This is a genomic window from Sporosarcina sp. BP05 (genome assembly GCF_014282005.1).
Taxonomy (GTDB): Bacteria; Bacillota; Bacilli; order Bacillales_A; family Planococcaceae; genus Sporosarcina.
On sequence record NZ_JACFTD010000004.1, the window covers coordinates 62,668 to 75,623 of the forward strand.

Annotated in this window: 12 protein-coding genes; 2 read left to right on the top strand and 10 right to left on the bottom strand. The window is 41.0% G+C overall.

Annotation, left to right across the window (positions count from 1 at the left end):
* Window positions 1-19 precede the first annotated feature (19 nt).
* Window positions 20-211 (bottom strand): capping complex subunit for YIEGIA, encoded by a 192-nt coding sequence (locus H2672_RS06310; protein WP_186670657.1) that lies wholly within the window; start codon window positions 209-211, stop codon window positions 20-22.
* Between the two features lie 95 nt (window positions 212-306).
* Complete coding sequence (locus tag H2672_RS06315) at window positions 307-1,182, bottom strand: YIEGIA family protein (RefSeq protein ID WP_186670409.1); 876 nt, start codon at window positions 1,180-1,182, stop codon at window positions 307-309.
* Window positions 1,183-1,323: 141 nt separating this feature from the next.
* On the opposite strand from H2672_RS06315, the gene H2672_RS06320 reads away from it, so the two are divergent.
* Both H2672_RS06320 and H2672_RS06325 read left to right on the top strand, forming a co-directional pair.
* Complete coding sequence (locus H2672_RS06320) at window positions 1,324-2,322, top strand: XdhC family protein (protein WP_186670411.1); 999 nt, start codon at window positions 1,324-1,326, stop codon at window positions 2,320-2,322.
* The gene (locus H2672_RS06325) at window positions 2,319-2,933 is read left to right on the top strand and encodes a nucleotidyltransferase family protein (protein WP_186670413.1); all 615 of its coding nucleotides are present in this window, start codon (window positions 2,319-2,321) and stop codon (window positions 2,931-2,933) included. The genes H2672_RS06320 and H2672_RS06325 overlap by 4 nt, the downstream gene beginning before the upstream one ends.
* 14 nt (window positions 2,934-2,947) lie before the next feature.
* On the opposite strand, the gene H2672_RS06330 is transcribed toward H2672_RS06325, so the two are convergent.
* From H2672_RS06330 to H2672_RS06365, 8 genes are all read right to left on the bottom strand, one after another.
* Window positions 2,948-3,748, bottom strand: coding sequence for a DUF4097 family beta strand repeat-containing protein (locus H2672_RS06330; protein ID WP_186670415.1), 801 nt, complete (start codon window positions 3,746-3,748; stop codon window positions 2,948-2,950).
* 210 nt (window positions 3,749-3,958) lie between these two features.
* Entirely contained in the window at window positions 3,959-4,660 is a 702-nt protein-coding gene (locus tag H2672_RS06335) for a YwaF family protein (RefSeq protein WP_186670417.1), read from the bottom strand.
* A gap of 320 nt (window positions 4,661-4,980) precedes the next feature.
* Window positions 4,981-5,424, bottom strand: coding sequence for a hypothetical protein (locus tag H2672_RS06340; RefSeq protein WP_186670419.1), 444 nt, complete (start codon window positions 5,422-5,424; stop codon window positions 4,981-4,983).
* Between the two features lie 228 nt (window positions 5,425-5,652).
* A complete protein-coding gene (locus H2672_RS06345; protein WP_186670421.1) occupies window positions 5,653-6,963 on the bottom strand; it encodes a DUF4179 domain-containing protein in 1,311 nt (436 codons plus the stop codon).
* Window positions 6,964-7,461 (bottom strand): sigma-70 family RNA polymerase sigma factor, encoded by a 498-nt coding sequence (locus H2672_RS06350; protein WP_186670424.1) that lies wholly within the window; start codon window positions 7,459-7,461, stop codon window positions 6,964-6,966.
* A 352-nt stretch (window positions 7,462-7,813) separates the two neighbouring features.
* Window positions 7,814-8,944, bottom strand: a complete 1,131-nt coding sequence (yfkAB, locus tag H2672_RS06355) for a radical SAM/CxCxxxxC motif protein YfkAB (protein ID WP_186670426.1) — start codon at window positions 8,942-8,944, stop codon at window positions 7,814-7,816.
* Window positions 8,945-9,329: 385 nt separating this feature from the next.
* Entirely contained in the window at window positions 9,330-11,192 is a 1,863-nt protein-coding gene (locus tag H2672_RS06360; RefSeq protein ID WP_186670428.1) for an ABC transporter ATP-binding protein, read from the bottom strand.
* Complete coding sequence (locus tag H2672_RS06365; protein WP_186670431.1) at window positions 11,189-12,913, bottom strand: ABC transporter ATP-binding protein; 1,725 nt, start codon at window positions 12,911-12,913, stop codon at window positions 11,189-11,191. The genes H2672_RS06360 and H2672_RS06365 overlap by 4 nt, the downstream gene beginning before the upstream one ends.
* Window positions 12,914-12,956: the final 43 nt, after the last annotated feature.

Here is a 12,956-nt window from a genome sequence, read left to right on the forward strand (position 1 = left end):
AACGCCTCCCGGACGGTATTTAACGTGCAACGATAATGAGTGTATCCGTATCAATTTCATGGGCCGAAGCATCCATAATCTTCTCAAGCGTCATGCTGATTTTCTGTAATTCCTTTTGATCTTTCACTATGAAAACAGGTGCTCCACCGCCTGTTATTGCTTCCGGTTTCATCGTGATAACAGCAACAATTTCTGCATGCTGATTTTCCAATCCACTCAACTCCTTATTTGTCCAGACTCCAGCGGTCAATCGCACGGATCATGAAGGCGATGCGACAAGGTATCGCGTCCTTCGCTATTGTTCCACTATTTTCCTTTATCAGCTTCTTCAGGCATTCGGATTGCACTATCCAGTATCGGGACTTTATCTAATACTGCCTTGATTTGATGGAAATCTTTGTCCCGCGGCAAAAAGAACAATGTGATTCGACCGTCTGCCATATTCCTTTTCGTAAGTGGAACCAACGCCGGTTCACCGGAATCAAGATAACTTCCAAGCACAGTGGCTACATGGTGTAACATCGCTTGCCGCTGCCCAAGGTAGGACAAAGTGACAATGCTATTTTGATTTTTCGGGGTGACAATTGCACCAACTGCCTTCTCGGTGATGATTTTTCTCGTATCCGCCAAGCCCACGTTTTTAATGAGGATATCGCCTACAAAGAGCGTTGGCCCTTCGAAACGAATATCCGCTTCTGTAACATTTGCAATTGCATTTAACACCTTTCCTGACATATTAAACTTCACAACAACTAGCATGACAATTCCGCCAATAATTCCTAACCAAAAGAAAAATACGGCACATAACGTAGTCACTAGTGCCGTGAACATCACTAAATAATTCCGACTTTCAAATGCTTGTGCCATCCCTTCAATGAACGGTGCTCCACGCTTCACAAGTTCGAACGTATCAATATTCTCAAGTGAGTCCCTTTCCATTTTCCTAACCTCTCGGAACTGAGTAGCCGCAAGCCCAAGAAACGTCACAGCAGTCCAATCGGATTCAAGAACTGCCGGAATTGCAACCGCTCCAATGAAAGCTGCAATGAAGCCAAAGGATAGGTGAATGATTCGTCCTGTGGGATATGTCGGGTATTGTCGAAAATCAGTACGTAACAAAAGTGTCCGTGCCAAGAAGCCAAATACAATTCCGATTACGACTGGAAGTAAATAATTTTCCAAATACCACGCCTCCCAAAAGTTATATACATCTCTCGTATTCTAACCAACAAGACGACGGATTATAATATGGAGTCGATTTTAGATAATGAATAGAAAACTAGCTAGATGGCGACAGTGGATGGAAAGAATTGAGGTGCGGATTTGCAATCGATTCAGCAAATGATTGAAACTGTATTGAATGATGACCAACCCGTAGTACTTGCAATGGTTTTCCAAGTGAAGGGCTCTGCTTATAGAAAGGAAGGGACTTGGATGCTGATTCAAGAGGATGGTGCACGAACAGGTGTCATCAGTGGTGGCTGCCTTGAAAGTGATTTGCATAGTCGTGCAATAGAATTGTTTAATACAGGCAAGGTTGATATTGTCCACTACGATTTAAGTGCTGAAGATGACCTTGGCTGGGGGCGTGGTGCGGGATGCAATGGAGTTGTTTCAGTAGTTGTGCGTGATATCGATAATGATTTCAGACACTTTTTAACCTTAATGCACAAACGGTTGCTGGCCAAAAAACACGTTTTATTTATTCAATCCATCAGTAATTTGGCCTACTATGCATATTTAAACGAAGATGAAGATTGCTTGGATAGCTGGCAAGGTGAAATACCATTCGAATTGGATGCCGTCACTCCGTTTCAAAATAATGCAGAACAAAAAAGCATGGGAGACGAAATGGTATATTTCCAACTTATATGGCCACGACCTGCACTTTATATAATCGGTGCGGGCGTTGATGCGCGGCCACTTGCACGACTTGCCGAAAACGTTGGATACGCGGTCCATTTGCTCGATTGGCGGGCATCGCTTTGTAATGAATTCAACTTCCCTATGGCGGTATCTTTCCAAATTGGTAATGTCGAGAGGTTAATCAATAACATAGAATTTAGCTCGCTGGATTCGGTCGTCATCATGACACATGATTTTCAATTAGATGTGAAACTAGTGCAACGGCTCCGCGATAGTCAATTGTTGTATCTCGGCATTTTGGGATCAAAAAAAAGAACAGAACGCCTACTTGACAGGGATATTCCGAATGAGGTTCATTCGCCTGTAGGACTTTCCATTGGTGCTGAAGGCCCTGAGGAAATTGCAGTTAGTATTGTAGCGGAACTTATTGCGGTGAGACGGAGGAAAGTGATATGAAAATCATTGGTATTTATCTTGCAGCCGGGAACAGTAGTCGAATGGGTAGCCATAAATTGGCGCTACCTGTCGGGACAATGACAGTAGGGAGTTTGGCGCTTGAAACGGCTTTAAAGTCCCAGCTCGATGAAATTTTTGTCATTACAAAAGATACGGACGATGCAGATTGGCTACCTGAAGAAATGAAGTCAGACTCAAGATGTTCAATCATCAAATGTTCCACCGCTCATGAAGGTCAGTCCGAATCATTGCGCTGTGGCATTCAACAGGCGCAAGCCCATCAAGCGGATGCCGTCATTATCATGTTAGCGGACCAACCTTTCATCACCGTCCAAATGATTGAAGAAATGATCTTGTGCATGAGGAAAAATCCGACAAGTAAATTTGTTGCTTCATCCCATAAGCAGACAATCATGCCGCCTGTATTATTTTCGTCTTCCATGTACAACGAACTGTTGGAGTTACGTGGAGACAAAGGAGCAAAAGCAATCTTACAAGGTGATTTTCTCCAAAAGGGTAAACTGTTACCCTGCGCTGATAAGAGGCTAGTTTTCGATGTCGACACGGAAGCTGATTACGAAGCACTTCAATCAATAGAAAAAACGAAATGATAGAATGTCTCCTATCATTTCGTTATCGTTATTCTCCCATTATCTGTTCTTAATTTAATCAAATGCTCACCGTTGCCGAACTTCGTATGTTTGTTTTCATATCCAAAAACATTAATTTTTCCGTTGTCCGTTTTCACGTCAATCGTGGCATTCGTCGGTTCTTTTTCAGTTTGAATCTCGATTCTACCGTTATCTGTCGTTAATTCAATCGGTCGCTCTAAATTGTTTGTTACAAGGGAAATTCTCCCGTTATCTGTTCTTCCGATAATCGTACCATCAACATGATCTAGTATAATTACTCCGTTATCCGTTTTAACATTGACAGTTGTAGCATCAATGGTTTTTAACTCAATTGTGCCATTATCTGTCTCAAGTGCCAACTCTTTCGTTTGAATATTCTCCACTTTGATCCGCCCGTTATCGCTTTCCGCTTGAATTCGATCATACTGTTTTTCAGGTACTTTCACGATTAGCTTTAAGTCTAATGAGGAAAAACCAAAATTAATGAAACTTCGCCGCTTTTCTTTGAACTGAATGGATAGTGTATTTTCTTTTACAACAGCCTTGAAAATGAATTTCGACCTATTCTTTGTCTTACCTGAATACGACACTGTTGTTACCGCATCTTTGGTTGGCACAATTTCCACCGCTGCATTGGTTGTCAAAATTTCAATATTCGTAAACGGTTGATCATCAATCTCTATTTTCTTGGCGTTATTTTGAAATCGATCCCCGGTATTGAACATCAATGTAATTCCACCAACAACAAGCAATACTAATGCTACGATAATGAACACTTTATTTCTAAAAAACATTTCGTGTCAAGCCCCCTTATTTATGATTTTAAGTTTTTTGTGTATCCGAAGTTCTATTCATTATACGTAGTCGATATGAATTCATCGCTGTTTCCCCGAGTTGGTCCGGTAGATGTCGCAATCAATTCAATGCTTACAATTTAGTATAACGGATAGGAATTTAATTCAAATGGACCTGAGAAGTGATTGCATCTCAGTCTAAAGATGTAGTTAACGTGAGCCAACACGAAAACGCCATTTTCTAACAAGTAGCCACAAACAAAGGAATATGAAAAATGCTACACCTTCGAGCGATAAAATGTACCACGGATAAGGCCCTAAGTAGTCAAGTAAACTTCCGTTTAATGGTTTTTCCCTTAAGAACATATAATTGCCTTGGAATAACACATTAACTGCAAATATTAGTGGCAACATCAAGTTTAAAATGATCATTGTTTTGAGAACACCTTTAAAAGTTGGCCTGTATCCTTTCATCCACGTAAAATAAAGAGCCGTTATTATAATTCCGACATGCGTATAGAAAAAGTGAAAGTACCTAAAATGCGGGAATCCAACATCTAAAACAGGAGTCGCCATCGCTTGAAGCGCACCTCCGATACCCGCAAAAAAGATGAAATCGATTAGATGCTTGTTCCCTGTCCAAAGGAGAACAATCGCAACAAGTAAACTAATGCTACATAATTCTAGCGGCAACGAATCACTTAATCCCCATCTTCCAGTTACTATCATCCAAACATGATACAAGACTTCCATTACCAATAATGTCAAGGCAAAAAGACGTTCATGCTTCGGTAATACCGACCATCGCTTTCTTGAAATAAATAACAATAAGATTGCCAGGCACAACACACCTATTGCCGCCATATGCTCCATTGAAAATAGTAAGAAGGAAGGTTCACTATAGTGTGCCATCCTCGTCCCCCATTTCTATAAGTCCTTTTATCTTGATATATAAACAAAATCCACTTTACAGACCTTAATATCCATTTTATACGTCTTTGTCGCTTCATGATAGATTATCTTTATGCAAGATACGTTCAAAAAGATAATCCCCAATACTAAATGATGACCGACAAGAAAACCATTGAAATAATTGAAGTTATAAGTTAAATGATAGGTGTAGACTTCATGTATCCAAAAACTTTTCTGGATCCTTCAATATGTGTTGCTAATTCATATGTATGGCTTTCAAAATTTGGGTCGTTCATATTGTTGTATGCAATTACCTGTATCTACATTTCATACACGATTAATTGTTCATTGCCGAATATTTCATCGAACGAAACGGGTTTGCCATTGATAAAAAGGTTTATCGCATCATATTTTTCTACTGTATTAATTTTATATAGCACTTGATATTTTAATGTCGTGTTTGAGTAGTCAGAATCATATTCTTGATTGATGAACACGTTCAGTGTGTCTTGTTGAGCATTTACATTAAAGTCACTAAAATAAACAGCATCGTTTCCTTGATTAACGAATACCCCATTTATAAATACATAGATTCCTTTTTTACCATCAAGATAAAGATAGTTACCATTCTTCACTTCAGCATAATGAATAAATTCCTGTACACGATCATTTGCATTGGCTATGCTTATTTCCGAAAATGAAAAATGAGGATCACACCCGGTTAATAGTAAAATTAGAATAATCAACGATAATCGTTTTTTCATATCAACGCTCCTTGTAATAGTGTTTTATTCCCGTCCATATAGCTAACTCTACTAAAAGTATCCTTTATCATTAATACGTTACTAACAACCTATTCATTTCATTATTTGAAAATTAAAAACGATGCCTCTATGAGATTTCATTTACTCATAAGAGACATCGTTTTCATTAGGTTTTAAAACCTGATAAATTAATAGCCTATATTCAATTGGTGGATAGGGTGCGTAAACTTATTCATCCAATGGAATATCAATTTCCACCTTGCCATCCAGATACAGCGGATAGCTATTGATATTCAGACGAATTGGATTCACTGCATTATCAAAATCAAATGTATAGACTGCAGTTACATTGGGTTCTTCTTTACTAAAACGTGTTGAGATTGTATTACTACTAAAATCATTGCCCTCTTGGTCTACTATTCCATACAATAGTTGCCCGCCGCCAGTGCCAGTTGGATAAGTGACTTCCAATGTATTGCTCGATGGTACTTGAACATCGATATCAAGTTCATTCGGCATATATAGCACTTTCTGTTGCTCAAAATCGACCTCAAGATAATCAGAGCCTTTTGGAAGGGCTTCAATCCAGTCCATTACTAACGTTAGTTTTTTCGGTTGCCTGAAGTAATTACTTTGTATAAATATGCCCACTTCACCGTCACGCAATATGCCGAACCCCATTCCGCCATCTCTTGGTTTCCCCCATTCTTCACCATTCTCATCAATCAACCGGACCGATGTGAATTTTAGTAATTGCATCGTGTTTTGTTCATCAGCTGCTAATAGTATTTCTGCACGTAACGGCGAAATTTTTAACTGTTTAATGTTAATTGTTTGACCATCTACGATAACGGATTGGTTCAATTTATATACTTTTGGTGGTTCAATGGCCTTGGTGAGTGTGAATGGCACGACGAACTTTGTCTTTGCTGCATCACTCAAGTGCAAATTAAATTCAAATGTCATATTGTCATATGATAATTCATCATCAGCCATAATTTCAACTTTGTCTGCACGTACAGACGATCCACCCACTAGAGAGCTAATGTAGGAACTTGCGACACCCAATGGGATGCCTTGTTGAGACAACTCTAAAGAAGTTATATTCACTTCGGAATTTTCAAAAGGGGATTCAATATTATAGAATATAGTCATGCCCGAATAATCAGCTACGACGCTCTGTAAAGTCAAGGTATAATCGCCCTGCGTTACCACAATTCCAAGTTCTTCAAAGTAATTATTTTCGACAATGTCACTGATTCCTTTATCATAAGCAATCATGTTTACGATAGAAGAAAATCCTGGAATTTTAGCAACAGCTTCTGCAAACACAGGCGAAACGCGAATCGAAGTCACAAACAGGAGTAGTACAATAGCAGCTACACTAGCGACTGAATACAGACGGCGCTTTCTCTTTTTGGTCAGTCGATGCTGATGCACGGCATTTACACGTGCTTGATGTAAGGCTTCTTTTGGGATTTCAATCGCTTCTAATTCCTCCGGCAACCTCTGCCAATCCTGCCCGTTCAAGTTGGTCATTTATAGTTCCTCCTTTTCAATGAGTACGCGTAATCTTTTTAACGTCGTGTGTAACCTAGATTTCACAGTACCTTCGGGAATTTTCTTTAGCTGTGCAATATCCCCGTTCTTCATATCCTGGAAGTATTTTAAGTAAATCAATTCTTGTTGCTCAATCGGCAAACTGGCAATTATATCAGCCATTTCGAATGGTTGATGATCTGTCGATGCAATTTCAACAAAATGATTGAAGACAATTTTCTTTTGCTTCTTTTTCATATCTAAACAAATATTGATGATAATTCTGACAAGCCATGTTGCTATGTACGTTGGTTCTTTGACGGTATGTATCTTTTTTAAAGCTCGATACGTCAGCTCTTGAATAGCTTCAACAGCATCATGCTCATTTTTCAAATACGCATAAGCCGTACGATAGAGCGTATCTTCATGTCGTTCCAACAGCTTCACCAACGCCCGTTCATCACCCGCAATGGCCCGTTTCTCCAATTCCATCCCCATACACCCACCCCCTGTTACTTATTAGACTGTTCAACATGACAATTCGTTCATTTTATTTTTTTAATAAAAAACGAGTTCAACTAAATTTAGTGAACTCGCTGATTAACTCCTATTGAACCAATTACTAAGTTAGCATTATCATACACTTCAAAAGAAAACTATTCACCAATTCACATAGTGGAATAAAGATAAAGGAATATGGAGCTTTAGTGGCGAAAACAAACTTATCTTGCCATTAAAAAATGAAAAAGAAATCGATATAAACTTGAGTCTATTAACTATAAAGGATTACGAAAAAACGACCCCGCCATGAGAACTTAATTGCTCATAGCGGTGTCGTTTTAAATTTGTTTTATAGCGATATATTCGCTTTCTTTTTCGTAAAGTCCTTCTCAGGATAATACGCATCTTTTACCAATAGATTAGGCCCTAAGCAGTTAACCGCAGGACAATGGCAACCGATTGTTTTTGCAAGTGGTCGCTCAAGCCAACGGTCGAGCATTACAGGAAGCGATTCCTTTTGAATATTGCCCATTGGAGGTGTATCACCGAAATCCGTGACAATCACATCCCCAGTGAATATATTGACATTCAGACGGGATCTGCCATCGGGGTCATTACGTACTGATACGTTTTTACTGCTGTAAATTCGTTTTAACAGTGCCAAATCCTCTTCGTTATCACTGCATGCATAAAATGGCAGTGTACCAAACAGCATCCAGACATCTTCATCACGGTGATCTAGAAGTTCGTGTATCGCTTTCCGTGTTTCATCTAACGAAAGTACTTCGAGCTGCGAAGCAAAGTCACTTGGGTACATAGGGTGCACCTCGTGACGAGCACATTTCATCTCCTCCACGACTTGTCGATGAATATGCTCTAGATGCGGCAACGTCCGTTTATTCAACATTGTCTCTGCTGAAACCATGACACCCGCTTCAGCCAATGCTCGGCTGTTATCGATCATCCGCTGGAATTGCTCAGCGCGGCGTTCTCGAGGTGGTTTGCGTTCCATATTTGCGAATCCACCATCCACGAAGTCGTCAACTGTGCCCCAGTTATGTGAAATATGTAAGACGTCCAGATAGGGTGCAATCGCCATATAACGGTCGAGTGGCATTGTTAAGTTCGAATTCATCTGTGTACGGACTCCGCGTTCATGCGCATACTTCAATAACGGTAAAACATAGTTCTCTACCGACTTTTTAGAGAACATTGGCTCTCCGCCTGTGATACTTATTGTTCGTAAATGAGGAATCTCATCTAGGCGAGAAAGTAGTAATGCTACTTGTAATGCGTCCGGATCTTTATGTTGTAACATATACCCGACTGCGCAATGTTCACAGCGCATATTGCATAAATACGTTGTCGTGAATTCAATGCTAGACAATGTCAGTTTGCCATGCTCCTGTACATCCAAATAGGCTTCCCATGGATCGTAAGCAGGTGACATTTTTTTGAGTGTCGCTAAATCAGTTTTCATTTTTTATTAACTCCTATACGTATAATAAGCTACTAAAATAGTATGCACTTCAAAGGGACCTTTCGCAAGAGCATATAAATACCCCATCCCAGAAATAAATTCGTGGATGGGGTATTTATATGTCGTCTAGTCTCCAGCGCCTTGCCCCTGGGCCCACACGATGTGGGTCATGCAGTCATTGCCGCAGGACGCGGCGTTGTGTGACTGCCTTCCTTTACTTCCAGTGCTTGTCGGGGCAGTACAGGCGCTTCCGCTTTTGTCTCATCCAGACTCCAGCGCCTTGCCCCTTGAGTCACTTCAGTCTTGCTGATAAAGGCAAAGGACGCCTTTATCTTCAAGCCTTCCAGTGCTTGTCGGGGCAGTACAGGCGCTTCCGCTTTTGTAATTACACTGCAGGTTTATTAGAAAACTGGCTGTTGTACAGATCTGCGTAAAAGCCATTCTCCTCCAGCAGTTCGTTGTGTGTCCCTTGTTCAATTACTTTCCCTTGATCCATCACGATGATTAAATCAGCATCTCGTATCGTTGAAAGACGGTGAGCAATGACGAAGCTAGTTCGCCCTTCCATTAAACGATTCATCGCCTGTTGAATGAGGAGTTCCGTCCGTGTATCTACACTCGACGTCGCTTCATCCAAAATCATAACAGGAGGATTTGCCAGAACGGCGCGGGCTATCGTAATGAGTTGCTTTTGCCCTTGCGAAATATTAGATGCTTCCTCATTTAAGACAGTGTCATAGCCCTCCGGCAATGTGCGAATGAAGTGGTCGGCATGAGCCATTTTCGATGCAGCGAAAATCTCATCGTCCGTTGCGCCTTCTTTTCCAAAAGCGATGTTTTCTTTAATCGACCCATTAAATAGCCACGTATCTTGGAGAACCATTCCAAAAGTCGTTCGTAGATCTTCACGTGACATATCCCGTGTATCTAGTCCGTCAATTGCAATCGTCCCGCCGTTCAGTTCGTAGAAACGCATTAGTAAATTAATCAATGTCGTTTTCCCGGCACCAGTTGGTCCCACAATAGCGACTGTTTGACCTGGATGCACGTTGATGTTCATATCTTCAATTAACAAATCGTCCCCGTAACCAAAGTCGACATGTTCAAAGGAAACTGTACCTTCTGCACGCGTTAAACTCACTGTCGTCATTTCTTTAATTTCTTCTTCCTCATCAAGAAGTTCAAAGACACGCTCTGCCGCTGCGACAGTCGACTGAATGATATTAGCAATATTAGCGGTTTGCATAATCGGCTGCGTGAATTGACGTGTATACGTAATGAACGCTTGAATATCCCCGATTGAAATGGCGCGCTGTGTCACTAAAATACCACCAACAACACAGATGACGACATAGCTGAGGTTCCCAATCAAAGACATCATTGGCATGATAATCCCCGAAATGAATTGGGCTTTACGGCCCGCATCATATAATTGTTCATTCACCTCATCAAATTCAGCTACGGACTTTCTCTCATGGCCAAATGCTTTAACGACTTGGTGGCCTGTATACATCTCTTCAACATGGCTATTCAATTGACCAAGCGTACGTTGTTGATCGGCGAAATGTTTTTGTGACCTTTTTAAAATCGGTCGAATGCCTAACAGAGATAGGGGTAAACTGACGAGCGCAATAAGTGTTAACACAGGGCTAATCGTTAACATCATGATAAGAATCCCGGCAATTGTAACAACTGATGTGATAAACTGCGTCAAACTCTGCTGCAGCGTGCTTCCAATTGTATCAATATCATTCGTTACCCGGCTAAGTGTTTCACCAACAGGGCGGCCGTCGTAATATTTAAGCGGTAGTTTCTCAAGCTTCCCGTTGACGTCTTCCCGTAAATCATACACCGTTTTTTGTGCAACACTCGACATGATGTATTGTTGGATATAGCTAAATACGCTACTTACCACATACAACCCAGCTAATAAGAGGAGTAGTTTACCGATTGCCCCAAAATCAATTGCTGCTCCGGGCACACCTGTGGCCTTGCCGTAAGCCCCTTCAAATAATTCGGTAATCGCATTACCCATTATTTTAGGTCCTACAATCATAAAGACCGTACTTAAAATTGCCGCAAAAAATACAGCAATTAGTGCATTACGACGGGGTTTTAAATAACCAATAAGGCGGCGTAATGTGCCTTTAAAATCCTTGGCCTTTTTCCCTGCCATCATCATCATATTTCCTCCGCCTGGTCCCATTGGGGCTCCGCCTTGAGGTCGAGACTGTTTTTGTTCACTCATGCAATGTCCACCTCCGAAATCTGTGATTCGACGATTTCACGATATACCTGATTATGCTCAAGAAGTTCTTCGTGCGTACCGATTCCAGCAATTCCACCATTGTCTATGACAATAATTTGATCTGCATCGACTACTGTACTAACACGTTGTGCGACGATAACGACGGTCGCTTGCTCCGTTTCATCTTTTAAAGCCGCACGTAGATTGGCATCGGTTTTGTAATCAAGCGCAGAGAAACTGTCATCGAAAATGTAAATATCCGGTTTGCGAATTAACGCACGTGCAATGGACAATCGTTGTTTTTGACCTCCCGACACATTCGACCCACCTTGAGAAATAACAGCATTGTAGCCGTCATCCATCCTCGAAATGAACTCTTCTGCTTGCGCAATACGAGCAGCATGTTCGATTTCGGCTTGCGTTGCATCTTGTTTGCCGAAACGAATGTTTTCAGCAATCGTTCCGGAAAAGAGCAGCGCTTTTTGTGGAACGAAGCCGATTTTCGATCGTACTTCTTCTTGTGATGATTCGCGAATATCAACACCATTGACGCGAATCGTACCCGAAGTCACGTCATAAAACCGTGGAATCAAGTTAATGAGCGTTGTTTTTCCCGCGCCTGTTCCGCCAATAATTGCGGTCATTTCACCCGATTTCGCAATAAAACTTATATCCGATAATGCTGGGGCCTCGGCACCTGGATAGCTGAATGATACACGATCAAACTCCAGCGTTCCAGGCTCTTTGTCCGCTTTTCTAGTTCCTTCATCCAGAAACGTTGGTTTCATCGCAAGTACTTCGTTAATACGTTTTGCTGAAACAGCAGCACGAGGAATCATAACAAACATCATAGATGCCATAACAAGTGCGAACATGATAAGCATAATGTATTGAATAAACGCCATCAAATCCCCGATTTGCAAGGCACCATTATCAATTCGAAGTCCACCAAACCAAATTACCCCTACAACGGTTAGATTCATAACAAGCATCATGACTGGCATTAAAAACGCCATCATTTTGTTAACCTTAATCGACACATCAGTCAAATCCTTATTCGCCTTTTTTAAGCGAACCTGCTCTTGTTTTTCACGATTAAACGCACGAATCACACGTATGCCTGTTAGGTTCTCGCGTAAAACAAGGTTTAGTCGATCCAATCGCGTTTGCACTGTTTGGAACAGTGGTACCCCTTTATAAAGAATAAGCAACACAGAACCGATTAATATTGGCATCGCTGCAACGATGATTAACGACAATTTTGCATCCTTTGAAACAGCCATAATTATACCGCCAACCAACATAATCGGAGCACTTACGACCATACGAAGCATCATAATGACCACTTGCTGGACTTGCGTAATATCATTTGTCGTTCTTGTAATCAATGAAGCCGTACCAATTTCATCAAAATCTTGAAGGGAAAAGTTCTCCACATGATCGAATACTTTTCGACGAATGTCCCGTCCGAATCCCATTGCCGCTTTTGAGGAATAGTAACTCGCAACGACAGATGCAGCCGCCCCAAGTGCAGCAACCAACAGCATGATTCCTCCGATTTTCCAAATATACGCGATGTCACCAATGACGACCCCTTTGTCGATAATATCCGCCATTAACGTAGGCAAAAACAAATCCGACATCGATTGAATGAAAACAAGCCCTAATATCGATAGTACAATCCATTTATAGACGGATAAATTTTTTAACAGTTTTAACATTCCACAGATTCTCCTTGTTCTTTAGACTTTCTGACTGTCACTC